Annotated in this window: 26 protein-coding genes and 1 pseudogene; 20 read left to right on the top strand and 7 right to left on the bottom strand. The window is 32.5% G+C overall.

The window, feature by feature from the left end; translation table 11 throughout:
• Nucleotide 1: 1 nt before the first annotated feature.
• The 16 genes and pseudogenes from AB1280_RS06835 (at nt 2) to AB1280_RS06760 (ending at nt 13,387) form a co-directional block, all read left to right on the top strand.
• Complete coding sequence (locus AB1280_RS06835; protein ID WP_429755328.1) at nt 2-916, top strand: aminoglycoside phosphotransferase family protein; 915 nt, start codon at nt 2-4, stop codon at nt 914-916.
• A pseudogene (locus AB1280_RS06830) lies at nt 907-1,170 on the top strand (GNAT family N-acetyltransferase); the annotation flags it as partial. The gene AB1280_RS06835 and the pseudogene AB1280_RS06830, both read left to right, overlap by 10 nt.
• Nucleotides 1,171-1,731: 561 nt before the next feature.
• Entirely contained in the window at nt 1,732-2,448 is a 717-nt protein-coding gene (gene mtnN, locus AB1280_RS06825; protein WP_429755327.1) for a 5'-methylthioadenosine/S-adenosylhomocysteine nucleosidase, read from the top strand.
• Nucleotides 2,449-2,563: 115 nt separating this feature from the next.
• A complete protein-coding gene (locus tag AB1280_RS06820; protein WP_429755326.1) occupies nt 2,564-3,409 on the top strand; it encodes an alpha/beta fold hydrolase in 846 nt (281 codons plus the stop codon).
• Nucleotides 3,410-3,646: 237 nt separating this feature from the next.
• Nucleotides 3,647-4,045 (top strand): DUF3221 domain-containing protein, encoded by a 399-nt coding sequence (locus AB1280_RS06815; RefSeq protein WP_429755325.1) that lies wholly within the window; start codon nt 3,647-3,649, stop codon nt 4,043-4,045.
• Between the two features lie 102 nt (nt 4,046-4,147).
• Entirely contained in the window at nt 4,148-4,732 is a 585-nt protein-coding gene (locus AB1280_RS06810) for a GrpB family protein (protein WP_272187874.1), read from the top strand.
• Between the two features lie 203 nt (nt 4,733-4,935).
• Nucleotides 4,936-5,856 (top strand): UDP-N-acetylmuramate dehydrogenase, encoded by a 921-nt coding sequence (murB, locus tag AB1280_RS06805; RefSeq protein WP_272187873.1) that lies wholly within the window; start codon nt 4,936-4,938, stop codon nt 5,854-5,856.
• 291 nt (nt 5,857-6,147) lie between these two features.
• Nucleotides 6,148-6,399: an NAD(P)H-binding protein gene (locus AB1280_RS06800; RefSeq protein ID WP_429755324.1), complete on the top strand. Its 252-nt coding sequence runs from the start codon at nt 6,148-6,150 to the stop codon at nt 6,397-6,399.
• Nucleotides 6,400-6,470: 71 nt separating this feature from the next.
• Complete coding sequence (locus AB1280_RS06795; protein ID WP_429755323.1) at nt 6,471-6,719, top strand: hypothetical protein; 249 nt, start codon at nt 6,471-6,473, stop codon at nt 6,717-6,719.
• 16 nt (nt 6,720-6,735) lie between these two features.
• The gene (locus AB1280_RS06790) at nt 6,736-8,427 is read left to right on the top strand and encodes a M3 family oligoendopeptidase (protein ID WP_429755322.1); all 1,692 of its coding nucleotides are present in this window, start codon (nt 6,736-6,738) and stop codon (nt 8,425-8,427) included.
• Between the two features lie 149 nt (nt 8,428-8,576).
• A complete protein-coding gene (locus tag AB1280_RS06785) occupies nt 8,577-8,882 on the top strand; it encodes a MazG nucleotide pyrophosphohydrolase domain-containing protein (RefSeq protein ID WP_429755321.1) in 306 nt (101 codons plus the stop codon).
• A 297-nt stretch (nt 8,883-9,179) separates the two neighbouring features.
• Entirely contained in the window at nt 9,180-9,998 is an 819-nt protein-coding gene (locus tag AB1280_RS06780; protein WP_429757298.1) for an alpha/beta fold hydrolase, read from the top strand.
• 245 nt (nt 9,999-10,243) lie between these two features.
• Nucleotides 10,244-10,837, top strand: coding sequence for a MarR family winged helix-turn-helix transcriptional regulator (locus AB1280_RS06775; protein ID WP_429755320.1), 594 nt, complete (start codon nt 10,244-10,246; stop codon nt 10,835-10,837).
• Nucleotides 10,838-10,943: 106 nt separating this feature from the next.
• Complete coding sequence (locus tag AB1280_RS06770) at nt 10,944-11,453, top strand: hypothetical protein (RefSeq protein WP_429755319.1); 510 nt, start codon at nt 10,944-10,946, stop codon at nt 11,451-11,453.
• Nucleotides 11,450-12,316 (top strand): NmrA family NAD(P)-binding protein, encoded by an 867-nt coding sequence (locus tag AB1280_RS06765; protein WP_429755318.1) that lies wholly within the window; start codon nt 11,450-11,452, stop codon nt 12,314-12,316. Before AB1280_RS06770 ends, AB1280_RS06765 begins: the two co-directional genes overlap by 4 nt.
• Nucleotides 12,317-12,781: 465 nt before the next feature.
• Nucleotides 12,782-13,387, top strand: a complete 606-nt coding sequence (locus AB1280_RS06760; RefSeq protein WP_429755317.1) for a PRK06770 family protein — start codon at nt 12,782-12,784, stop codon at nt 13,385-13,387.
• A gap of 1,272 nt (nt 13,388-14,659) precedes the next feature.
• Here AB1280_RS06760 and AB1280_RS06755 read toward each other — a convergent pair.
• Nucleotides 14,660-15,262 carry a DUF6241 domain-containing protein gene (locus tag AB1280_RS06755; RefSeq protein ID WP_429755316.1) on the bottom strand — a complete coding sequence of 201 codons (603 nt, stop codon included), beginning with the start codon at nt 15,260-15,262 and terminating at the stop codon, nt 14,660-14,662.
• A gap of 155 nt (nt 15,263-15,417) precedes the next feature.
• The gene (locus AB1280_RS06750; RefSeq protein ID WP_272187862.1) at nt 15,418-15,858 is read right to left on the bottom strand and encodes an Lrp/AsnC family transcriptional regulator; all 441 of its coding nucleotides are present in this window, start codon (nt 15,856-15,858) and stop codon (nt 15,418-15,420) included.
• A gap of 122 nt (nt 15,859-15,980) precedes the next feature.
• On the opposite strand from AB1280_RS06750, the gene AB1280_RS06745 reads away from it, so the two are divergent.
• The gene (locus AB1280_RS06745; RefSeq protein ID WP_429755315.1) at nt 15,981-16,400 is read left to right on the top strand and encodes a carboxymuconolactone decarboxylase family protein; all 420 of its coding nucleotides are present in this window, start codon (nt 15,981-15,983) and stop codon (nt 16,398-16,400) included.
• Nucleotides 16,401-16,466: 66 nt separating this feature from the next.
• On the opposite strand, the gene AB1280_RS06740 is transcribed toward AB1280_RS06745, so the two are convergent.
• On the bottom strand, nt 16,467-17,399 hold the full coding sequence (locus tag AB1280_RS06740) for a DMT family transporter (RefSeq protein ID WP_429755314.1): 933 nt from the start codon (nt 17,397-17,399) through the stop codon (nt 16,467-16,469).
• A gap of 129 nt (nt 17,400-17,528) precedes the next feature.
• Between AB1280_RS06740 and AB1280_RS06735 the strand changes: the two genes are divergently transcribed.
• The gene (locus tag AB1280_RS06735) at nt 17,529-18,872 is read left to right on the top strand and encodes a PLP-dependent aminotransferase family protein (RefSeq protein ID WP_429755313.1); all 1,344 of its coding nucleotides are present in this window, start codon (nt 17,529-17,531) and stop codon (nt 18,870-18,872) included.
• Between the two features lie 156 nt (nt 18,873-19,028).
• Here AB1280_RS06735 and AB1280_RS06730 read toward each other — a convergent pair whose 3' ends face one another.
• A complete protein-coding gene (locus AB1280_RS06730) occupies nt 19,029-19,958 on the bottom strand; it encodes a GNAT family N-acetyltransferase (protein WP_429755312.1) in 930 nt (309 codons plus the stop codon).
• A gap of 1,068 nt (nt 19,959-21,026) precedes the next feature.
• Between AB1280_RS06730 and AB1280_RS06725 the strand changes: the two genes are divergently transcribed.
• Nucleotides 21,027-21,584: an isochorismatase family protein gene (locus AB1280_RS06725; protein ID WP_272187856.1), complete on the top strand. Its 558-nt coding sequence runs from the start codon at nt 21,027-21,029 to the stop codon at nt 21,582-21,584.
• A 132-nt stretch (nt 21,585-21,716) separates the two neighbouring features.
• Entirely contained in the window at nt 21,717-22,007 is a 291-nt protein-coding gene (locus AB1280_RS06720) for a hypothetical protein (protein WP_429755311.1), read from the top strand.
• Between the two features lie 70 nt (nt 22,008-22,077).
• Here AB1280_RS06720 and AB1280_RS06715 read toward each other — a convergent pair whose 3' ends face one another.
• The 3 genes from AB1280_RS06715 to AB1280_RS06705 are packed head-to-tail and all read right to left on the bottom strand — an operon-like array spanning nt 22,078 to nt 26,479.
• Nucleotides 22,078-24,306, bottom strand: coding sequence for a transglutaminase TgpA family protein (locus tag AB1280_RS06715; protein ID WP_429755310.1), 2,229 nt, complete (start codon nt 24,304-24,306; stop codon nt 22,078-22,080).
• Nucleotides 24,303-25,517, bottom strand: a complete 1,215-nt coding sequence (locus AB1280_RS06710; protein ID WP_429757297.1) for a DUF58 domain-containing protein — start codon at nt 25,515-25,517, stop codon at nt 24,303-24,305. Before AB1280_RS06710 ends, AB1280_RS06715 begins: the two co-directional genes overlap by 4 nt.
• On the bottom strand, nt 25,517-26,479 hold the full coding sequence (locus AB1280_RS06705; RefSeq protein WP_429755308.1) for an AAA family ATPase: 963 nt from the start codon (nt 26,477-26,479) through the stop codon (nt 25,517-25,519). Before AB1280_RS06705 ends, AB1280_RS06710 begins: the two co-directional genes overlap by 1 nt.
• Nucleotides 26,480-26,572 lie beyond the last annotated feature (93 nt).

Raw genomic sequence — 26,572 nt, 5'->3', positions numbered from 1 at the left:
AATGTTATGCATACCTTCATCTTTTAAAACAACCATACAAGATGTTCACGGAGAACAAGGAAAGCAGTGGATTGAAAAGCTTCCGAGTACGATTCAAGAGATTGAAGAAAAATTATCACTACAAGTCATTCAACCGTGTTCCAATCTATCTTATAACTATGTTAGTATAGCCCGAAAGGAAAATGGACAAGATGTTGTGCTAAAACTCGGTGTCCCTAGTGATGATTTGAAGAATGAAATAGAAGCACTTCGTTATTTTCAAGGAGAAGGAACAGTGACATTACTTGATTCAGATTCTGAATATGGATATTTACTATTAGAATATATCAAACCAGGTATGTCACTTGCCTATATAGAAAATGAAGAAAAAGCAACGACAATTATTGGACAAACGATGAAAAAACTTTGGAAACCAGTTCCTACTCTATATACATTCCCTTCTATTGAACAATGGTCAAAAGGATTGCAGCGGTTACGAGTACATTTTGATGGTGATACAGGACCATTACCAAAAGACCTTGTCAATAAAGCAGAAGATTTATTTCCACAATTAATCAAAACAATTTCAAAACCGCTTTTGCTTCATGGTGATTTACATCACGACAACGCTTTATGTATGGGGACGGATCAATGGCTTGCGATTGATCCAAAGGGAGTTATCGGCGAAGCAGAATATGAAACAATTGCGTATTTAAGAAATCACTTATTTAATAAATCAAATCCAAAGAAGGTATTAGCAAATCGCATACAACAATTGGCAGAGGAACTTCAACTAGACAAAGAAAGAATGATAGCGTGGGGGCTATCTCACTGTATCCTTTCATCATGGTGGTACTTTGAAAGTCATGATCGAGTACCTGAAGAGACAATTGCTTGTGCTCGCTGGTTTGATGAATTAAGAGTTAGTTTGAAATAGGAACGGTATTTGTACATCCAAATTACCAAAGGCGTGGTATAGGGAATTTACTTTTAAATGCAATGTTTCTTACCTTGTTAAGCAGGGGAATGAAAGAGTTTTGTTTAGATAGTGGGTATACAAATGCACAGAAGGTATGGAAGAAGAAATTTGGAGATCCTGATTATTTGTTGAAGGGTTATTGGGGGAATGGATATGATCATATGATTTGGAAGAGATACGTTGATGATATGCCAATAATATTTAGTAAATAAGTAAAATGTGTTTTGGAATGGTACCATATTGTCAGTAAACTCAATTTACATAAGTTCAATTTTTAAAGACGATTTTTTAGTAATTGGCTCTTTAATCCAGTCTAAATCCTATAAACAAGTGAGAATATCGGATATAGAGTATGTTCACTATAATAACAATTGAGTATTTGTATAAGTGAGTTAAGCTGTGCCTAACTGAAATGGATCTCCACATTACCTCTTCTAGGGTGTACTTCACTTTTTACTTTGTGCTTAAAGATGGGGATTTCTTTTGAAGATACATTAAATAAAGTACTTACCTTCAGAATGCCCAAGAAATTTAAAAACGCTATTCTTTTTGTAGAAATACAAGAAAAGAATAGCGTTTTTTCATGAGCTCTACTATGTTCAAAAGGAGAAAGAAGGGTATTGGTTGTAAAGAGCGAAGTAAATGATGGTATATATGACAAAATAAAAACTTGTATTATGTTTTAAGGATACATAATTAGATTATCATTAACTTTAATTCGTGAGGATGTACTATATTTAATAAAAATAAATATTTAGAGAGGAATTTTATATATGAAGCGGATTGCTATCGTAGCAGCATGGGAACCAGAGCTTACGTATTTACATAAATATTATCCAAGCTATCAGAAAGAAAAACGAGCAGCTTGGGAGTTTCATTTTCATAATCTGAACGGCATTGAATTGATTTCTGTCATAACTGGAGTCGGAAAAGTACAATGTGCAAGTTGTGTTCAACTTCTTATTAGTGAATTCCAACCTGAGCAGCTATTTATGACAGGAATTTGCGGCAGTTTATCAAACAAGGTGAAAAACGGTGATATTGTTGTCGCTACTAAAGTTATGCAACATGATGTAACCAGAGCAGGAACGGGAATGGATCCGTTTGATTTGTATACAGGCAGAGCAGCAAGTATTCAACCTTCTAAACAGTTGATTAAAGAAATGAAAAAGTTGCAGTCAGCTTACAACTCTCATTACGGGACATTTGTTTCAGGTGACCAGCGTATTCGTAGTTCAGAAACGAGAGAATTACTTCAGACAGTATACGGAGCTCTTGCGGTCGATCAAGAAATTGCTGCATTTTCTTATGTTTGTTATGTGAATAAAAAACTGTTTCTTTGTTTAAAAGCTGCTTCAGATCAAGCGAATGATAAAACAATAGAAGAACAAAAAGTATTTAAGATGTTAGCTTGTGAGAAAGCGTGCGAATATATGGTTACATATTTACTATATTCTTTAAAAGTAGGATTTGTTAATGAACACTGTTGATATTTGATTCAAACAAGAACGCTTGTTTTGAGTTTTAAGTTGATGTTAAGGGGAATAATATCAGAAATTTAGAAATACATACAGAATTGGAAATAGTGTAAAGTAGGTGAATGAATTGGTAAATTATGAACAGAAGGTTATTAATACAGAAAGAGGTTCTTTTGAAATCTTTATTACTGGTAATGGAAAACCTTTGTGTATAACACATCTATACCAAGAATTCTCCATTAGAGGTTCGATTTTTGCAGATTGCCTATCATCGTTTTATAAGGTTATTTTAGTTAATTTAAAACAGGCTGGAAATTCATCAAAAGCTCGAAACTCAAATGAACTGACAATGAATGAGACAGTTAAGGACCTCGAAAGCATACGAACTGAGTTAGGATACCCAAAATGGTCTTTTGCTGGGCATTCTGCGGGTGGATTTTTAGGATTAACATATGCTACCAGTAAACCCGAGGTATTAGATTCCCTTATATTATGTGATACTGCCGCATCTAATGAGTTTTTAAATTCGGAAAGTTGTCTATATAATTTTAAAACTGGTCAACATCGTAAAGAGGTATCCAAAATATTTTTAGCATTGATGTTACCCTTTGTTTCGAAAGATAAAAAAAGAATAGCTAATAAAAAGTTGATTGAATTGTCTCTCTATGAACCAGAAAAGTATAATGAATATTTTAGTGAACTATCCTTTAGTAAAATTATTAGAAAAAGAATGAGAGCTTATAACAAAGACATTAAAACTTATGATGTTCGAGAGAAATTAAAACATATTAATTTTCCTACTCTTATTCTTTGTGGTCAATATGATGTACAATGTCCTGTTTTGTACTCAAAAGAAATGCATACATTAATTTCAGATTCTAAATTAGAAATTTTTAAGAATAGTAATCATTTTCCTTTTGTTGAAGAGAAGGAATCTTTTATAACAACTGTTCGAGAATTTACTACCATCTAATTAATATGTGAAGATTTAGATAAATATAGACTGTGGCTCCAATTTCCCCTCGTCAATATAGGTCAAATACCTAATATCTCGCCGTTCTTGTTGTACAAATGAGAGGTTTAAATGTCGGTGCTAAACCAACGCTACTAATTAACATAGTCTAAAAGAAATTAGAGTGTAGGAATCTCATTTATGGTTTTTTACTATTTAGTAATGAATGTTTTAGAAAAGGTATGTTAGGTGATAGAGATGCAAATGAAAAAAAGTATGCAAACAGTTGGTATGATTATATTTTTTGTACTGATCTTCATAGTGGTTTTAATGTGGAAAACAGATACAAGTAATGAATTAAAAATATCTACAAAGAAAACAGATAATAATGCGGCTTCTAATTGGATAGATGGCTATATTTTGCTTAAGGGAGATGCTGTGTTTTTCATTGAAGAGAAGCATTTAAAAGATGATTATGACAGAAAAAACTTAGAAGAAAGATTAAAAAGAAAAATTCCCGCTGACGCTGTTTTACACATTAATAATTCAAGTATAGTAAAGCAATTACAAACAGGTGACAAAGTTAGAATAGAGTATAGTGAAATACTCGAATCTTACCCTGCGAAGATACAGGTTACAAAGATGGAAAAGATTTAGGATTAAGAAATGGAGATGTTGCATTAATATTTTAGAGTATGAATGCAACTCTGAAATAAAATTTTATAAAACGGATTACTAAGTAAAATGGAGGATTGTATAGTGGGTAGGAGCTTATCAGAAATGTCACTAGAGGAATTGTGGGAACTGTTTCCGATTATTTTGAAAGAGCATAATCCAATATGGAAAGATTGGTATTTACAAGAAGAAAAATTATTTAGCAATATAATTGGTAAACAATTTATTGAACGAATAAATCACATTGGAAGTACCTCTGTTATTGGATTATTAGCAAAGCCAACGATAGATATATTGCTTGAAATAACAGAAGACTGCGATTTGAAATTTTTAGTTAATGTGTTAGAGAAAAACGGATATATCATCGAAAAGCAATCACAAAAGCCAGCACCTCATTTAATGTTTATGAAAGGTTATACAGAAAGTGGATTTGCTGAAAAAGTATTTCATATTCATGTTCGGTATATAGGCAATTGGAATGAATTGTATTTTAGAGATTTTTTACAATTACATAAAGATGTTGCAAAAGAATATGGTAACTTGAAAATGAGCTTAATAGATAAATATGAACATGACAGAGATGGATATACGGAAGCAAAAACAGAGTTTGTTAACAAATATACTAAAACTGCAAAAACGGAATTTGAAAACAAATACAACCCAAACTGAGGAATTATTATTCAAACTTTATTCTAAAACTATAGTTACAAAAAGTATCTTATTAAAGAATAAGCAAAAGTGGTTATTTACACAAAATAGTAAGGCCTTTCCTAACCACGAAATATTGTTTGAATCTTTTCAAAAATAATACATTAGTCTTTTTGAAATGAAATGCATTATAATGGATAAGACAGATTCTAGGTAAAGAGGTTATGGAAATGGATAAAGTATACAACGATTTATTAAATATATTAGATAATACTAAAGTTAAAAAAGACGAACCGTTAAAAAAATACACTTTCACTAAAACAGGTGGAAATGCGGACTATTTTATTTTACCTACTACGTATCAAGAGGTACAAGATGTAATAAAATATGCAAATCAAAATAATATTGAGTTTACTATTTTAGGTAATGGTTCAAACTTAATTATTAAAGATGGCGGTATTAGAGGAATTGTTCTGAATTTAACCAAGTTAACAGATATTTCATTAAAAGATAATAAGGTCATTGTTCAAAGCGGAGCAACTATTATTGATACTTCTAAATTTGTACTTGAAAATCATCTAACCGGATTAGAATTTGCTTGTGGCATTCCAGGAACAGTTGGCGGAGCAGTATACATGAATGCAGGAGCATATGGTGGCGAAATATCACATGTTATTGAAAGTGTGTTAGTTCTAACTAGAGACGGCGAAATTCTTAATTTAAATAAAGATGATTTAGAATTAGAATACAGAAACAGTTCCATTTCTAGAGAAGGATACCTTGTGTTAGAAGCGACATTTGCTTTACAAGAAGGAGATTACAATAAAATTAAAGAACAAATGGATGAATTGACATTTTTACGTGAATCAAAACAACCATTAGAATATCCATCTTGTGGAAGTGTTTTTAAACGTCCTCCAGGTATGTTTGCTGGTAAGTTAATTCAAGATAGTGGGTTACAAGGTAAACAAATAGGTGGTGTCCAAGTATCTACTAAGCATGCAGGATTTATGGTGAATGTAGGTGAAGGTACAGCGAGTGATTATGTAAAACTTATCAGATATGTGCAGGAAACGGTAAAATCTAAATTTAACGTAGAATTAGAAACAGAAGTAAAAATTATTGGAGAAGAATTAATATCTTAATTAGGAAATACTACTTGAGATGTCAGTGATAATTCGTAAAAAATATAAAAAAAGCAATGATTTACTAAAGAAGTATGTAAGAAATTTGAATAAGATACAGTGCCAAATTGGTATAATGAAAAATGTGGAAAGAAAAGAGAGATACAAATGTATGTCTCTTTTCTTTATATACAGCAAATCATTTTTATTCAAAGGGAGATTGAGGTGTCTTTAAGATATATAGTGGTTTCGGGTGGATCGTTCGATGTATAAGGAGATCATAAAAGCTTCCTTAATAAAATGGGAGCAAGGATGTTTCGAATTCTTTTTCCAAATATGATGAAAGACAAGTATGAAGAGTTAAATCTGCTGTTGAAAAGTAATCTCAATTGGACATTTATTCGTTTACCATTTGTAATGGAGGGGGTAGCCACTGGTAGCATAAAAGTGAGTTTAAGAGATATCCCTGGTTTGAAAATTTATAATGGAGATATTGCTGATTTTCTTATTAAGCAAATTTCTAGTCCTTTATACTTAAGAAAATGCCCTTTCATCGCGATTTAATACGATCTGTATAATTTTGTATCTTCTTATATCCTTTTATTGTAAAATTTATTTAGATAGGAGGAATATATATGAAATTTGAAGATGATAGAGTATTAGGAATTCAACTAGGAGCTTTATTAGTAACAGAAGATCATAGATATTTGGTAATTAAGAAAAATGAGCATTATTCACTGCTTAATGTAGAAACAATGGAGTGCAGCATATTAGAAGTTGCTTTGGAGCATATTGAAGAAGTATTGGCAGAGGATTTGCAGGAAGCAGTGAAACAAATTATTCCTGCTGAGCATTTAAAACTTGTTGCGAAGAATATCGTATGAAGGGGGTATCTTACGTATGGATAATACTGAATATTTCGTTATCGGAGATTTACAAACGCTACACAAACAATTTGAAGATTTATTACAAACAGAGATTCAATCTAGCGAGGAACTTGAAGAGTCGTTGAAGCGACAGTCGCAATTTTTAGATGAAGTAGAAGAACAGCTCAAACAACATTATATTCAATTTCAGTGTAGCACTGATGACAAGCAAGCGAAAGAAGCTTTCGATTTTGATCAAAAGCATGTGCACCCATTAGTGAAACACTACAAAAGCTTACTAGACAGAAAATACTATAAATCTCCATTTCGTTTACAGCTAGATCCTAAATATTTTGGTTTATTGGATAAAAAAGTAGAAAATGCCATTGAATTGTTCAATGAAGAAAATATAGATTTAGAAATTAAAGAAGATGAGTTAGTAACGAAGTATTTCGAGATTACAGGTAACTTAACGGTAATGTGGAAAGGTAAAGAAAAGTCGTTAAGCGACATGCAGGTGTATCTTCAAAATCCTGAACGTACGGTTAGAAAAAATGCAATGACTCTTATTCAAGAAAGTATGTTATCAGTTGAAGAGGACCTTCAAATTATTATGGATAAGTTAATTGCGTTGCGGCATCAAAAAGCTCAAAATGTTGGTTTGCAAAATTACCGCGACTATATGTTTAAAAAATATGAACGATTTGATTATACAGCAACCGAATGTCTTGAGTTAGCAGAAGCAATGCGTCAATATGTTGTTCCGTTACAGAAGAAACTTCAAGAAAAACAGCAAAAAACTTTAGGATTACATACTTTTAGACCTTGGGACATTAGAGCAGTTCCAAAAAACGAGAAGCCTTTACAACCAGTACAAAATGTAGACGAATTAGTAAAAGGATGTTTTCATATTTTAGAAAATGTTGATTCTCGTTTTTCTGCATTACTACATGAGATGAAAGAAAAGAATCTCTTAGATTTAGATAGTCGTAAAGGAAAAGCACCAGGAGGTTTTTGTGAATCTTTACCTGCTTCTAAACAATCGTTTATATTCATGAATTGTTGTAATACACAAGATGATGTCGTGGTACTGTTACATGAAATGGGGCATTGTATTCATAATGAACTTATGAAAGACATTGAACTAGGGCCATATCGAAATGTTCCTATGGAAACAGCAGAACTGGCGAGCACAACAATGGAACTCCTAACGATGGAGTATTGGAATACATTTTATCCAAATCAAGAAGATTTCAATACAGCAAAGCGTGAGCAACTTCGATTGATGGTACAATACTTACCTATAATTACTGTGGTCGATCAATTCCAGCATTGGATGTACGAAAATCCAAACCATACACATGCCGAAAGAAAAGAGAAATTTAAAGAACTAACAAGAACATATGACTCTAACTTTGTGAATTGGGAAGGCTATGAAAATTGGTTAGAGACAAAGTGGTTGTCTATTTTACATATTTTCGAGGTGCCATTCTACTACATTGAGTACGCAATTGCACAAATAGGTGCTCTGCAGATGTATAAGCAATTTAAAGAAAATCCAAAACAAACTTTAATCAATTATAAAGAGGCGCTATCTTTAGGAAGTACAAAATCAGTAAAAGAAGTGTATGAAGCAGCAGGTATTCGTTTTGACTTTACGATGCAAACAATTGAAGAGTTGATGGAGTTTGTGGAGAGGGAACTTGAGTTATTTGAGGAAGAGTAATAAGGTGTTGAGATTATAATTTACAAAAAATATTTTATTATTTTGGCCCATTCACTAATACTATTTAATGTTTTAGGGCGTAAGTATAGTGATAATGGCGAATTAAAGAAACTTATTTCTACTGAGTTTCCAGATGGGAGGTTGGCAAAATGAAAATATCTACATTACAAGGAGAAGTTAGAGAGTTTAGTAAAAATAAAGGTTTTGAGAACGCAACGATTGAAGAAAGAGCATTATTTTTGGTTACAGAAATAGGAGAGGTTGTTCAAGAAGTCTTAAAAATCTCTTCAAAACATGATTCAGATGATATTAATAAACTAAAGGAACAGTTAGGTTTTGAAATTTATGATGTGATATGGAATCTTTTTGATCTTGCTAACAAACTCGATATTGACTTAGAAGATGCATTTAGAAAAAAGAGTGAGATAAATAAATATAGACATTGGGATGAATAAAAACAATCGAATTCTATATTTTTATTCACTTTTCGCTAGACGGTTTGAAAATTATGATCATGTATATCGTGCGAAAACTAATGATGTTATATAGCAGAAATAAAACAGCTTTTAGAAACCTTCTTGCAAGCACGTAGTTAACAAGATGTATATAATTATATTATGTCAACTGTGTGCGGGATGTAAAGAAATAAAAATGATCTTTACTTAACAATAAGAAACATAAGATAAATTGTTTGGAAAGATAGAACTTTTCCTTTATTATAGTAGTGAAAATACTGAAAATTCGGAGTGGATATAATGGAATGCTTAATAGGGGATGTTAAAGTTCATTATGAAATTTATGGTTCTGGTAAACCAATTATTATGCTTCATGGTTTTTCTCCTGATCATAGATTGATGTCGGGATGTATGGAGCCTGTTTTTATACAAAGAGAAGGTTGGAAACGGATTTATATCGATTTGCCAGGTATGGGGAAAACGAAGGGACATGAATCTATTCAAAACTCTGATGGAATGTTAGATCTTGTTTTAAAATTTATAGATACAATTATTCCATATGAATCTTTTTTAATTGTAGGTGAATCATATGGCGGATACATAACTAGAGGAGTTATATCCAAAAGAAAAGAAAAAATAGATGGCGCAGCATTTATTTGTCCTTTGATTATTCCGGATATAAGCAAGAGACAGCTTCCTCCGCATACGGTTATTTACCGAGATGAAAAGTTTTTATCTCAGTTAAGTAATGAAGAATGTGAGAGTTTCAGTTCGAAATTTGTAGTGCTTAATGAATATAATTGGCAACGTTATCTTGAAGAAATCATATCAGGTATTAAATTAGCGGATGAGGCGTTTTTAACAAAAATAATGAAGCAATATGCTTTTTCATTTGATGTGGATAGTCAGTTATCGCTGTATGAAAAACCAAGCCTCTTTGTATTAGGGAAACAGGATTCAGTAACAGGCTATAAAGATGCTTGGGATATGCTTGATAAATTTCCACGAGCTACTTTTGCGGTTTTAGATAAAGCGGGACATAACTTGCAGATTGAGCAGGATGTTTTATTTAATTCGTTAATAAATGAATGGCTAGATAGAGTAGAAGAAAAATAATTATAGAAAAATTTTCATTTTAAATAGTTTAACGAAATCAGCTAATTAATAAATTTTTAATAAACAATTTTACTGCTTAAAAATCAAAAATAAATTGACAAAAAAAGTAATTAGGCGCCATACTATAAATATGACGATATAAATAGGCTAGTAAAGCTAGCTTATTTATATCGTCATATAGTTAGTCTCCTAATTATGTAAATTGTAATTGTTGAATAATTGAAAAGAAGAAAGAAGGTACATACATGAGCAATAGGAAAGACCCTAAAAAAACGGAAGATGCTTATATAGTTTCAACTGCTAGTGCCAATATTAAAGTAACAAATTACAATGAGGTTGTTCCTTCACTTATACAATCTAAGCGTCAAATTGATCGCTACAATTTAGACGTTGATGCACAAGCTGTTCTCGTTGCGACTAGGCTAATGGCGGCGGGGGCTAAGCTTGGACACGCCACGGAGATTCATTTTTCAAGATTTGGTTTATCAACAGGGCGCTATCGTTTATTGGCAGATCTTGAAGATAACGAAGGAGAAGCATTACCTTCGCAATTGGCAGAGCATTTAGGTGTCACACGTGCTACTGTGACAGGTTTAATTGATACTCTTGAACGAGATGGTCTTGTATCCCGTCGACCTAGTTCAAAAGATGGGCGTCAAAAATCGGTCATTTTAACAGAGCAAGGTGCAAAGAAGCTTAGTGAAATGGCTCCAGAGCACTTCGCAAGGCTAGAATGTATGGTTAGGCTACTTAGTATCGAGGAACGTAGTGTATTTCTTGAATTGCTTGGTCGAGTGACAAAAGGTATATCAGCACTTACGGAAGATCTAAATGAATAAAGAATGAACAGTTCGGAAGGGCTAGTAAAGCTAGCCTATTTTCACACTTATATAGTTAGGTGACTAATTATATTAAAAGATTTCAAAATAGAAAGGAGGTGAATACATGAAAACGATAAAGTATCCCGATAAAGCGAAAGGGGTATATGTTATTACAGATTTAAACTCCAAGACAAAAACTTTTGTATTATGGCGTGAAGTATTGATGGCTTATGTAGCTCCTGCCATGATGGCAGGCATTGGAGGAGTGATTACTGGTAGCAAGGACCTTCAAATTGGTGCACTGACAACAATTGGAGGAACATCAGCCATTGTTGCTTTGATACTTGGTCTTTGGCTAGAGAGACAAGGGATTCATAATCAATGGCTTATCAGTGTAAATTACTTAGTTGTGATGGTAGTTTTCACATTGATTGGGGCTACGTTTGGCATTTTTACTGCATGGATGACTACTTTTTTAATGGAAGTGTTGTGGCCGATCAACCACTTTGTCTGGTTAAATCGGGTATGGATTGATTTTCCGCTATCTACAATAATCGCGAGTTCAATAATAATATCGCGTTGGCGAATGAACTTCAAAAACATTATTTCATTCAAAGGAGAAGATAGAAAATGATTGTTATGATTGGGGCAACAGGTACGATTGGCAGTGCGCTTTTGAAAAGTTTAGTTAACCTTGGTATTCCTGTTCGAGCGATAAGTAGAGATCCCGAGAAATTACGTATAAAAATTGGTGATTTAGATCAATCACTGGTTGAAATCAAGTCTGCTGATGCAGCTGAACCTGAATCATTGCGCTGTGCGTTTACAGGAGCAAGTCAGCTTTTCCTTGCGATGTCTAACAGTCCAAGACAAGTTGAGCTGGAGACTACGATTATTCGCATTGCTGCGGAAGTCGGAATTGAGCACATCGTAAAAGTATCTAGTCCAGCTTTTAATCCAAAGTCGCCAGTAGCTGTAGCAAGTTGGCATCATGAAATCGAGAAGACTTTAGCTGAATCTAACATCACTCATACTGTGCTACGTCCATATGCGTTTATGCAAAATATTCTAAGGTTTGCACCTGCGATAAAAACTCAAGACGTTTTCTGTGGTTCTATGGGTGATACTGCATGTAACTTCATTGATTGCCGAGATATTGCAGATGTTGCTGTGGAAGTTTTGACTAACAGTAGAGTGGCTGGGAAAATATATACTCTTACTGGCGCTGCGGTATTCAGCTATCCGCAGATTGCGAGTAAACTTTCCATTCTTCTAGGTAGGTCAATTAACTATATCAACATGAACCCTCAAGTATTACGACGTAATCTAATCGAGCATGAACATATGCCTCATTGGCTTGCAGATCATGTTTTAGAAATTCAAACCATGTCTGTGATGTTGCCAGAAAGACCTATGGGCACCGTGAAGCAGTTGCTTGGTAGAGAACCGCGTACGTTGGATGATTTTCTTTGTGAGAATTTAGAAGTTTTTAGATAAGGTATATAAATCAAGTAGAAAGAGAATAAAAATGATTACAAGTTATAAAATAAAGCCGGTTTCTCGCTTTAAAGTGGTGAAGACTGGCTATTTTTCTGTTCTGCTTTTGTAGTTAAGTCTTGTTGGTGATATATACATGTGAATGTGTTTTTGATATAAAGTTATGATGTTTGTAAAAAAATGCGACTTTTTGATTTTAGCAAGACCTCAATCTAAAATACTTTAAAAGATACGGGGTACACATAGTTATAAATGATGAAGAAAACTTCCAATGTATAAAGTTATGGTTATTTCACAGAATAATCTTGCAATATTAAACTGAAAAGAAATACAATAAAAGGAAACCTATTAAAGATTTTAATAAAATAGTATTTTTGGGGGAGAGAACAGATGGATAATTTTTGTGAATAACGAAATAGATAGGAAGAAAATAAGTAATGGAATGCTGGGGAGGAAAAACGGACAATGAAAACGCTATTAAAAATAATAGGAATCATTGCTGGGATGGTAGTAATCGGTGTAGCACTTACTTATGGAATCTTATATTACCTCAATCAAAGTAAACCAACTACTAAAAAAACACCAACAGTGGCTCCAGCAGTGGAAGTGTTAGCTGATAGCAAAGTAAAAGCAGAAAACGCAAAGCTGTTAGATAATAGTAATTACTCGTTACCAAATAGTGATTTTAATAAAGGTTTTAAGTGGACTGATGAAAAAGTACAAATTGCATTACACGAAATGGCACATCAAAAAGTAAAAGCGGATCAAAAGTGGGGTTATATTTTTATAACGCAAGAACGAATTGAAAGTTTATTAGGGGTTATTAAGAGCGGTGATATGGATCGTAAAGATGCATATATAGATATTTTAGAAAGGTGGAAACAAGGAAAATACGAGAAGGTTAATGCCGATCATAATACAATTTGGAAATTACAAAGCGGGAACCTTGGTGAAGGTAAGGGGGTAATGTCACAAGAGGAAGAGAAAGAGTTAATTAATAAAGTTTTCATACAGAAAGAGACATTTTCAGGAAGTACGTTAATAGCAAGTGGTGAACAAGGTAAAAAATAACCTATAAAAAATATATATAGTGTTGAAAAGATTTGATTGGTAAACGTCAAGTAACTCCAAAATATACAACAAAGGTTGATTTTAGAGTTACTTTTTGTTTTCTTCACTTTTTTTCGGTACTTTGCAACTAGATGATAAATCCATTGACCACGGTAAGACTTTATCAATTTCCTCTTTATTGTTTAAATCAATATTTGGGAGCGTTTCAAACAAATAGGGTTTCATTTATTTAAAGCTATTTTAAAATTATTTGTTTTTATTGAGATTGTTTATCCTTACTTTCAAATGGAGGATCCTTATTTACGTCTGAATAGGATTTAGCAATCTATTCTTAATCAAACTTTATTCTAAAACCATAAAAAATAGGATAGAATTATGTTTACTGTTACAGTTGCCTATTCATTTAACATGCACACCAGTAATATAAATATTTCTATAAAGAAGTAAACAAGGAATACGCTTTGTACATATTCTTTTTTCATTTCATCCTAGTAGGAATATGTATAAATCTGAAGTACCTATGATAATAGGTGCTTTTTTTGTTGTGTAGAATTTACACAATAAATGTGGGTTTTATTAAAATGAACAATTGAGGTAGATAACTTACAATAATGTAAGACAGATGTAAGGAAAATGAATTTCTACATTAAAATAAAAGAATTAAACTAACAATATAGGAATCAATTAAAAATTAGTAAAAGATAAGGAGTGAGCACATGATCTGGTTAACATTAATCATCTCATACGGAATGTTTTTATTGTATTGTGTTCGCACAGCTGAAGAAATAGACGGGTCTTTGATATTGTAACGAAATAAATGAAGACAATGTAGATAAAATATCTGCTCTAAGTCTTAAGAATATTTGATTATGAGACATTAGTGTGTAGCAAAGAATAGTAAATCAAAAGTTGAATTTTGCGAATATATACTGTATCGATATCAATACATGAAGAAATGTAGAATGAATACTTAAACGACTAAAGTAGCTTATCAGCTACTTTTTTATTTCATCTTGTACTTTATATTTCTAAATAAGTAAACGCACCTAACCAAACTCATTTTATATAACAATCATTGAAACTAATACGGCAGCATTATAAATAAACAATGGTAAAAAGATAGTGATATCCAATTTAAAGATTTAAGACTTTGCATTATGTTCACTTCAATTCGATATTAAATTGAAGTGTTTTAATTTTTTTACAGTGGAAATATCGTATTGTAGAGTAAAAACATTGTACTTCCTAATGGAGTGAAATTTAGCTTTATTTCTACAACTCGCCCTGTTTCCACTCTTTATTATGAATAGCTAATCCTTCTTGACCAAAGAAATGGAGAATATATTCTTTTTCATCGCTATCAGTTTTTTTAGCTAGTTTAGATCCCTCCACATTTTGCTTTTTTCCAAAACGTAAATAAAGAATTTCTCGATAGTCTTCAACTGCAGATTCGAAATTTCCGTTGTACCATTTGTTCAGAATAGATTCATATTTTGGCCTTTCATCATTATTGATAACATTTAAGTTGTTTTTTAAGTAGTGAATGTTTTCTTTGGTCATTTGAACTCGACCTACATCACGGGTACCACGGACATGAAGATTATTCCCATTGAATGTGAGTTTTTGAAAAGACATGTTTATCATCATGTCATTTATAGTTTGCTCGTTTTTAATTTCTCCAATAGACTGAGCTGCTTTAGATAAATCATCATTGCTAACTACATAACTATCTTTTTGTTGTTTTTGAATGGTTTGAACTTTCGGTTTTTCCTGAACTTTTTCTTCTATTTTTTTACTATTATATGTTAGAGTGATGTACGTTCCTACTGATAAAGTTACTAAAACAATTACACTATAAGTAATTTTCTTTTTCATAATAAATCCTCCTGCGAATATCTTCGAAAACTGATTTCTTACTCTAATGTGATGAAGGTCCGCTAATCCTAATCAGATTAACTAAATCTTTTTCAAATTCTTTCACTAAAGATTTAGGATAATTTATTAAACTTTAGTGATTTTTAGGCGGGTGTTTAGTCCGTATTAATTCGTAAATTTGTTTGAACCGGTGAAAAAATAAAATGTGTAACAGTATGTGCAAATGGATTTACATCTTCAATGAATTTCTCTGCTTTAGCGAAATCTTCAAACTGCATTTTTAGCATATAACAAGCATTTCCTGCTATACGATAACAAAACTCTACGTTTGGAAGGTTCTCTATATAATTTTTAAACGATTTATAGTCTCCGTTCTTAACTGTTGCTTCTATGATACATTGGATCGGTAAACCTAATTTCTCATAAGCAACTTCTAAAGTATATCTTTTTATGATTCCAAACGATTCCATTTGTCTTACACGTTCTGTTACGGAAGGTGAAGATAAATTAACTCTTCTGCCAATTTCACTCATTGATAACCGACTATTTTTATGTAATTCATCTATTATTTTTTTATCAATATTATCTATTTTCATTATTTAAAGAAAACCTCTTTCTTTTGTTAATTATTTTAAATATTTTTCTTCAATTCGTTATTATTTTAATGGGATTAAATGGGTTTATTTTTTATTATTAATATAACAAGGAGGTGCTTTAAATGGCAAGAATTATAGAATCTAATTTCGGAGAATCACCATTTCAAAGACTTTTAGGACATAACATAGAAGTGATGAAAGGGTGGTCTCGCTTAGGAGATGTACTAGAAAAAGATGGATTACTCTCTGCTGAATTAAAAGAACAAGTAAGGAGAACGTTAGCACAAAGTAATGGTTGTGAATATTGTAAAGCAAAGGGAAAACCTGAGCTTGAAAAGTTTAATGGAAAAATTTCGATTGCTGTAGGATTTGCGGAAGTATTTTTAAAGCAAAAAGGAGATATATCAAATGCAATTTTTGATATTTTGAGGGAATGTTTTAGTGAAGAAGAAATAAGTGAACTTTGTGCATTTATTGCTTTTACGACTGCTTCGCAATATTTTGGAGCGATGCTTAGATTAGAGGCACAAGAGCAGTTATAAAATAATGAATAGAGTATCTAATATCGTTGAAAGCCTGTTTTGATTAGATCAAAACAGGCTTTTTTTCTACGCACTAACGTTTTTCTTCTTCGCTGAAATAAATTTTTCATCTAAAAAGTTTGTACCTAATACGCCGAGTATAATTATGATTGCCCCAATAATATGGTAATACGCGAGCTCTTCTTGTAAGAAGATAACACCAGCGAACATTGTAATTAAAGTAGACACATTGCTAAATACACTCATTTTCGATGCTTCTACAATGGATAAAGCGTAATTTGATAGGAATGCTGTTAACAGTGATGAAAGGATTCCTAAATATAAGATGGAAATTAGAAATAAAGGGCTTGTAAAGGGCTGAAAATATAAATGTATAGTTCCAGCTGCAATATGGTTTCCGATAGATAATGTATTAAAGCAAACAAATCCAATTACAGTCATCATATACGTTACATCAATTAATCGAAATTGTTTTGTCATCTTTCGTGCTAGTACGTTATAGCCAGCTGATGATAATGCTGATAAGAGAATCAGTATAACGCCGGTAAAACTAGTAGTATGGGAGCCTAATCCTTTCATAGTGAAAATGAAAATGACCCCAGATACGGATAAAAGAAGCGAAATTTTTTGCCAAATTGTTGTTCGTTCTTTTAAAAAGTAAGAAGCGCATACCATTGTGAAAATTGGAATGGTAGCTTGAATAATTCCTGCTTCAGATGAAGATGTATACACTAATCCAAATGCTTGAAAAGTAAAGAATAATGCTGGATATAGAATGGCTACAGGTAAAATAGAAAGCATATTTTTAAACGTAATATTTAATTTGATCAAACCGAATATGACTGGAAGGGATGCGGTTAGAAAAGAAACAGTAAATCGATGAGCCAATGTATCCAGCGGCCCTGTGATTGTAAGGGTCAGTTTTACAAACATAAATGAAAAACCAATTATAGATGTATAAAGAATTGCTGCGGCGTAAGCTTTTTTTGTTTGTGTCATAATAACACCTCGTATCATCAATTTTCTTACTGGCCAGTATATGTAAATGGTAATACTTTCTTGTGGGTGCTACAATACAAATAAATATGATCTGTACCGGTACAAAAATATAAAGAAGGAGGTGTAAACGTGTATAAATATTTAATTGTTTTTAATGATTTAGAAAAGTTAATTCAAACTGGTGAATTGAAAGAAGGAGATAAATTACCTTCTATTCGATCATTAAGTATCCGTTTTCAATGCACGAAAAGTACCATAATTCGTGCGCTTCAAGAGCTAGAAAAAAGACATTTGATATACTCCGTTTTGAAGAGCGGATACTATGTTGTGAAAAAAACAAATGAAAATCATGTTAGACATAGTAGTGTCATAGACTTTGCAACATCTGCGCCTGATCCAGATGTTTTTCCATATTTGGATTTTCAGCATTGCATAAATAAAGCAATTGATACATACAAAAATGATTTATTTATATATGGAACTCCGAAAGGCTTACCTTCGTTAATTCGAGTTGTTCAAAGACAACTAACAAACTATCAAGTATTTACAAATGAAGAAAATATCTTTATTACATCAGGTGTACAGCAAGCATTATCTTTGTTAACTTCTATTCCATTTCCAAATAACAAGAAAACAATTTTAATTGAACAACCAAGTTATCATTTATATATCGAATATTTAGAAACGCACTGCATTCCGGTGATTGGCATAGAACGAACAGCTGAAGGGATTGACTTAAATAAATTAGAACGTATTTTTCGAACAGAAGACATTAAATTCTTTTATACAATGCCGAGATTTCATAATCCATTAGGAACATCGTATTCTAAGAAAGAAAAAGAAGCTATTGTCCGCTTAGCGAAAAAGTATGATGTGTTCATTGTGGAAGATGATTATTTAGCGGATTTAGAAAGAGATACTAAAGCAGATCCGATGTATAGTTATGATGATTGCTCTCATGTTATTTATTTGAAAAGTTACTCTAAAATTATTTTTCCTGGACTCCGTGTTGGTGTTGCCGTTATACCTAATTGTTTAACTGAAAGTTTCTTAACATATAAAAAATTACAAGATATCGATAGCTCGATGATTTCACAAGCAGCGCTAGAGGTTTACATAAAGAGCGGGATGTTTGATCGGCATAAACAAAAAATTCGTGCTTCCTATTATGAAAGATCCAAGAAGTTAGCTGATTCTTTGAAAGAATGGAGTAGCATAAACAATCAGTTATTTCGATATCATGATGCAAATTTGCCGTGTGTACATACACACATCATTTTAAATAAGAAGATTATCGTTCGATCGCTTATTCGAAAGTTACTACAAACTAAAGTAATAGTAGATTCGATTGAAAAAAATTATTTATCTTTGTTTCCAAAAGAAAAAATATTGAAGCTGAATGTATCGAATGTAAAAATAGAAAGGATTGAAGAGGGAATATATAAGATTATCGATGAAATAAAACTTATATAAATCAAAGGGAGGTTTATGATCACTGTTTATAATAAGCAATTAGAAAATAAAGGAGCTCACTTCCTAGACAAGATAAATAGATAAGCTCCTTTAGAAATTACTATTAAAAACAAACGTTCATTAAATAAAGGCTAGTGTTTTTTATGCGTACATTGATTACTTTTTATTTACTTGATAATACAACTCAAGAAGATCTGCAACTGGGATATTGTTTATCTTCATACCTGTAATATCACTTTGCTGTATTTCTACGTTCCTAAGATTACTATGAGTGATTTTACTTCCTTTGAGATTGCATCTATTAAACGTGATTGGATTGTCCTGATCTTCAAGATTTGTATCAACGAAACGAACCCCATCTAACGTCACTAAAGCCATTTCGCTATTAGAAAAATTCAAATCGGCAAACAATGTGTTTTTTAAATTTATATTGTGAAACTTTGAATGACTAAGATTACAGTTGTTAATATGGCTGCTCATCATATTACTGTTGCTAAACGAACTGCCTTTTAGAGTTACTTGATAACACTCTGTCTTAGCCATATTACAGTTTTCATATTGGGTATCTGAAATATCCTCATTTTCAACTAAGTTTACTATTCCTGATGAAGTTTCTATTCTCTTTATGTAACAATATTCATCTTCTGTTTTAAAGATTGCTTCATATCCCATCTTTTCATAAAAGAAGTGGTTGTTGATCTGTTTACTAGATGTTTCAAGATCCCAAGCTCGCACATTTAAAAACTCTTTTTCTATCAAAGTTATGACTTTTGATCCTATGCCTTTCCCTTGATAGTTAGGGTCTACAAAAATACGGTCTATCCTCCCAAAAGAGTGACCTGAAATCGTGACAATAATTCCCCCCACCATCGTTTCGTTGTAAAAAATTTTGAAGAAATTTAATTCATTAATCATATACTTGGTCATTTCAATTGAAGCATAACCTGGTGGCTGAATGTTATAGTCAATTATACTTTCTTGGTCTGGGAGCCATTTTTTTGCTTCTTCACCAAAGGTTCTTTTCGAAATTTCTGTTAATGTTTCAGCGTCTATAATAGATGCTCTCTCAATCCTTATTGTTGTCATTTAAACGTCTCCTTTAGACTTAAAATAAGTTGTTTTCAATCCTTATATTACCACAAAAAGAAATATTTAGATTTTTCTTGGTCTGCTTGTATAGTTTAAACATTCAAACAACCTGTTTATATTTTTAATATGTATAAAAAGAGAGGATACTCGTTTCTATATTAAACGAACTATCCTCTCTTCATAGTACTCTAATTAATACACGAAATTCTTAAATATTATATTAATTTAGGTCGTTTATTATAACATTCACTTTACGGTGTAAGATAAAAAGAAACCTAAATTAGGTAATTTTATCAAGACCTAAATTCTAGAAACTCATTAAAAATAAAGGGCGATACATATTATTCATGTATAATATGTATCGCCCTTTTACTTCTTGCTTAACAATCGCACCCTTTAATGGCATAACAATATGTTTCTATTAGCTTGTTTAGTTGAACAAGCTAATATCTTTGTTACATATAATAAGAAGAATGCGTATTAACATAACAACACATAATCCTCGATAAGATTATAGTTTATCGATTAATGTCTCCCATGTAAGTTCAAGAACACCTGTCATATTTTGTGGTTCATTTGAAATATATGTTATAACTGCATTTTTATGTGGCAGCATTACAACATATTGACCATATAAACCATCCATACGATATGAATTAGAGTAAGAGTTCATCTAGATTTGATAGCCGTATCCTTGATGATGGTCTGCCGTAGCAAAATAAGGATTAAAATCGTTGGTCTTTTTGGACAGATGTTGCTTGTTCAATGTAACTTGAAGGAATCAGTTGCTCTAATACATAGTCGGGAAAAAAGTCAATTTGTTCAATTGACTTTTTTCTTAGCCTTGGTTTATCTTCAGGAAAAATTAATTATTTGATTAAAGGACCGTATAATTGAATAACAAAAGGAAAATAGTTTTTAAATGATGCTAGGTTGAAAAAGAGGATTGTATAGTTCTATCACGAAATAAGTTAAAAGATAGAGGGGGGCGATATTATGAATCTTATAATGAAGATAGGTTTGGAGAACAGGTGTAAAAAATTATAATGAATAGGGGTTTTTCTATTGAACCAAGCTTTGCTAATCATTGATGTTCAACAAGAATTAGTTGATGGTAATAATGAAACGAAAAGTGTGTTTAATAAAGAAGCCTTATTAGATAACATTAATTTAGTTATTAATAAGGCATTAGAATCACACGCTTTAATCATCTTTATAAGGGATAAGGATGTTACTGAAGGGAAAGGTCCCGGGTTTCAAATACACACGAAAATAAATGTGCCAACTTCCGCAAAAATATTTGATAAAGCAGCTACAAATGCGTTTTATGGAACACCATTAATGGATTTTTTAAAGGGAAACGAAATCGAACATCTTGTTATGATGGGATGTAAAACAGAACACTGTATTGACACAGCGGTTAGAACTGCAACGGTGAATCATTTTGATGTTACTTTAGTAGGGGATGGTCATTCGACGACGGATTCTTCCATTCTACCTGCTGAGAAGATTATCAGTCATCATAATGAAATACTTCATGGTCATTACAATGTTGACAATTTTTCTGTTGTTCGAACTAGCAAAGAAGATTTGTTCCAACCAATCCATGACAATTATCGGTAAATCTTTAATTATTCACTTAACTTGAAAAGCGCGTTATTGCTATTTTTTAAAATATGGTAAAGTCAAACGTGTATAACCTCGTCCTAAAATTAGAACGAGGTTATACACGTTTAAGACAAAGGAGAAGAGATTATGAAAAAGTCAACTCATTGTATTATTGGAGAACTAAATCAGTTAATCCCTTTTCTTATTTCTTTAGAGACAGTAAATGAAAAGTTATTTTTTAGTCCTATTTGTGAGGGGAAATGGTCAACGGCTGCAATTATCTCTCATTTCATGTATTGGGATCGATATATTTTAGTGGAGCGCCTTGAAGGGATGGTGAATGGAGAGCTGCTTACTAAATCTAAAGTGAATGTAGAAGATATGAATAGGTTGGCGGAGGGATTAGAAGTTAGCTATCTCTCCTCTATATTTATTTAAAAAGAATGCCTCAAAGAACAAAGTAGATCATAGTCTTTAAGGCATTTTCTTTCAACTCACTTTATCAAAGTTAAATCACTACATCGAAGTCAGTTGATTTCGGCTGAGAGACTGCTTTTTTCATAAGTACTTCCCATAAGTGTACAGATTTTTCCCACTCGGCTGTGGCATGTTCTTTTTGATACATGGCCTTTTCATAACTAAGAGTTAGTTGTTGCATATCAGTTGAATTATAAAGCATATCGATACGGAGTGCGTACTCTCGTAATGTTTGACTTTCATTACGGGGAATACCGATTCTTGCAAATTGTTTTAAAAGTGCATTGTAGGCTTTTGGATATACGGTATCATTTTTTCTGTATTTATAGAAATGAGTTATAAAAAATGTTATCCATTTCATTCTAGTAGTAAAGAGAATGTACCCTGTGATACTTATTAGAATAGTAGAGAGGATAAAGTACCACCAAGAAAAACCTTTTTTAGAATCTGTTATCTTTTTAATAGAGTTTACTTCTGTATCTTCCATTAAACCTTTCAACTTTGCCTCATTGTTCCGCTGTTGTATTTGTCCGTTGTTAGAATTAGTTTCTTCGCTATTTTGCGAAGTAGATACAGGAGTATTATTAATAAAATTATAGGGATTAGTAAATCCTTTTGTTGGTTCGAACGGAATCCATCCGTATCCCGGAAAGTATACTTCGACCCAAGAGTGTGCATTATTGTTTGCAATTAAATAAACGTTATCACCTTCTAAGTCGGTAGATGTATTGTCAAGAGTTCCTTCTGTATAACCTTTTACCCAACGAGCGGGAATCGAGGCGGCACGAAGTAATACAATCATAGACGTCGAAAAATTATTACAGTAGCCACTTTTTGTATCGAAAAGGAATTGATCTACATAATCTTGACCTTTAGCAGGCACTGTGACATTCATTGTTTCGTATACAAATAAATTGTTTGTGAAATAATTTTCGATAGCTAATACTTTATCATATCGATTATCTTTATCATTGGTAAGGTTGACAGCCAAGTCCTTTACTCGCTGTGGTAATGATTCGGGAAGTTGTGTGTACTTTGTTAGGAAGTAAGAACTTGTTTCATTACCCTCATGCGGTTTTACAGCTTTCAAATCTTCTATAGAAAACTGCGGAGTTTCATAAGTTACTTTATACGAATTTATAGCAGTAGGAGAGTCTCCGTTAAACGTATAAATTTTTTCTGACAATGAGTCAATTCTGTATGATACATCAGTAGCAGCCTCAACTGATAGTAACCCTGCTGGATAAATTATATGAGGGTAACTTTTTTGTATTGTAATTGATGCTGTAGATACTTCTGTTTTTGTATTTTGTTCATACCATTTCACGACGTCGTTCTTCTTTTGAAAAGACAGCTTTTTGGGATTTTCCGAAACTTCCCAGCCTTTTCCTGTATAAAAATCTTTTGTCTCCACTCTCCAGTATTGTTTGCTTTGCGTTTGCGCTGTAAAAACAACTGTATTATCTGGCTGAAATGGCCCACCTAATTGTGAGTCATCTAATCCGTATCCGATTTTAGAAATTTCTTGTTTTTTACTACCTTCAGATGTGTTAAATTTCAAAAAATTCAACGGATTGGTCCATTGAGGACCAAATTTTGGAGCAAAGTATGCAACAGTTGTTGATAATACAATTAACATCGTAAGAGGTCTAAGTAATTTTGTGAGATGTCTATTGTAATGTTGTAATTGTTCATTTGTCTTTATCCGTTCAATTTGCAAAAGGCTCAGCATAAAAAAGCCGATGACAACTGTACGAATAACCGCATAATTTGAGTTGTATAAATGTAAGTTATGAAAAGTCGAGATATAAATGATAGTCACAAATAGAAATAACAGGCCACGTTTTTTATGAATCATCCAATAAGAGATGAGTGACGATAAAAACCAAAATGATAGAAAAAATAACAATGTCGGAAAAACTGGAGAAATATCCATTAAATTACCTTGAACAAACAAGGATGTGTTTTGAGAAATATCGGTAAAGAATTCTGTCAGCCAAGATGGATTTAAAAAAGCTTTTTTATAATATAGAGAATTAATGATGATGAAGATTGTTACAATCTTCAATGGAATCTTCCATTTTATTTGAAAAAAAGAGAGAGTGAAGCAAATTCCTATAAATATTACAAAAATATCTAATCTACCTACATTTGTAATACCTATAAGCGGTCTTACCCACTCTAGTAAAAGAAGAAATCCGTATATATGTATAAAGAGTCTACTCATGTTCCGTTGATTTTTTGCTTGTAATGTTGTCATTTGTTCACCTCAAAAAACGCGTTCGTATATTGGTTTTCATAAACTACTTTTACAATTATTTTTCGTTTTTGTAGAGTTTCTAATATACGTAGTTCTCGATGTGAGAGTTGGTTTGCTTTTTCTTTCACGACAAACACCATTAATTTTCTATTTTTTGTTGCTGCACAATCCGCCGCTTTTTGAATATCGGGAGAAAGATCGCTTGTTACAAGAAAAATTGTGATTGGCTGATACATTTTTCTTAATTCCATTTCTACACATTGAGAGAACGGGAATATGCTGTCTGCTTGTACTTTCGCTAAATGAAAAAAGATTTGTTGCAATTGAATATCTCCGTTATCTAAAGGGAAAATCGTTCGCTCTTTGCCGACAGACACAAATGAGGCTGGTGAATTTTGTTTTAGGACAGCCTTCACAACCGAAGCGGTAAACGAAACGACCAATTCGAATAAAGGAGATGGGGTTCTGTCCATAAATATCATGACATTATTGCTGCGCTGCTCTTCAAACTCTTTTGTCATAATATTATTTGTTCGTGCAGTTGTTTTCCAATCAATCCAAGAAAATCGATCACCAGGTATATAGTCTCTGACACCGACAGATACAGTAGAGTCCTTTGCTAAATAAATATTTGCTGAAAGTGCTCCTTGTTCGAAATGGTTTTCTAGTTGTCGATACTTTATATCTACATATCGAGGATAGACTAAAAACGTATCAGAAACTGAAAAAGTTGTTTCTTTTTCAGTAATACCAAATAGATCGCCTGTTTTTATTCGTACGCTCGAAAAAGTGTGCTCTCCTCTAGGAATTGTGTCAATGGCATATTGAAACGAAAAAGTGCGCTTTAATCCAGGAAAGAGAATTGTTTTATTTGCCTTTGTTTGTGTACAACTTGTAAAATGCGGTGGTAGTTCATCTTCTACAACTAAATAAAGGATAGGAAAAGGGAGTTTTCTTTTTATTGTAATAGTGCTTATAAATACTTCTCCGGCCATGTATTCTTTTTGATTTGTTATTCGACTTACTTCAACGTCCCGTAATGCAAAGAAGGGTAGTAATAATGAATAAAGCCAGAAAGGAATTGTACTATAAAACAAAAACCAGCTTACAAATCCTCCCTGCAGCATAGCATACACAAATGTTAAAACAAGGCATAAAGGAATTAGTAATAACTTTGCAACATGATAAACTGTTCCTAGTACTCGTTTCATCAAAAGTTCATCGTCCTTTGCGTCGGCACGGTGGTTCGTGCAACGATTTTGGCAATAATTTTTTCTCCCGTTATACCTTCAAATTTCGCTTCCATTTTTAAAATAAGCCTGTGCGCTAAAACGTAAGGAGCTAAAAATTTCACATCGTCTGGAATAACATAATTTCTGCCATGGATGAATGCATAGGCCTGTGAAGCTTTCATTAAAGCTATTGAGCCACGTGGACTTGCACCAAGTTGTATAGAACTATAAGAACGAGTCTGATTAACAAGTTTTACAATGTAATGCTTAATTGATTTGTCAATGCTTACTTCCCGTACGCATTGTTGTAAATAAAGTAATTCTTCTATTGTAGTAATAGCTTGTAAATAGGAAAGCGGATTTGTTTTTTCCATACGGTTTAAAATTTCAAATTCTTCTTCTGGTGTCGGATAGCCCATTTTTAGCTTCAACAAGAAACGATCGAGCTGAGCCTCCGGCAATGGATATGTTCCTTCGTATTCGACCGGATTTTGCGTAGCCATTACAAAGAACGGTTTTGGTAACGGTCTTGTAATGCCATCTACTGTGATACTACCTTCCTCCATACTTTCAAGTAAGGCAGATTGTGTCTTCGGTGATGTACGATTTATTTCATCAGCAAGCACAAAATTCCCCATAATTGGTCCAGGTTTGAACTCAAATTGCAATTCTTTTGGATTATAAATAGAAACACCCGTTACATCTGACGGCAGTAAATCAGGTGTGAATTGGATTCTTTTGTAATTAGCATCAATTGATTTTGAAAGAGTACGGACTAACATTGTTTTTCCGACACCCGGAACATCTTCTAATAAAACATGCCCTTCAGCTAAGAGAGCTGTCAAAGTTAAGATCGTTTCTTTTCGTTTTCCTACCATCAATTTTTCAATATTGTTAATGATCTTTTCTACAATTGGATGTAGTGTATCAAGCTGTGTCATCGTAATCCCCCTAATTTTATAATCGTTTTCTAGTTCATTTACTGTGAAATAGAATTTCAGTTAAAGAAATGATTTTTCTTCGGTTTATTCCAG

It is taken from the genome of Bacillus sp. S10(2024) (assembly GCF_050473865.1).
In the GTDB taxonomy this organism is placed as follows: Bacteria; Bacillota; Bacilli; order Bacillales; family Bacillaceae_G; genus Bacillus_A.
This window is presented reverse-complemented; position numbering and strand designations above follow the sequence as displayed.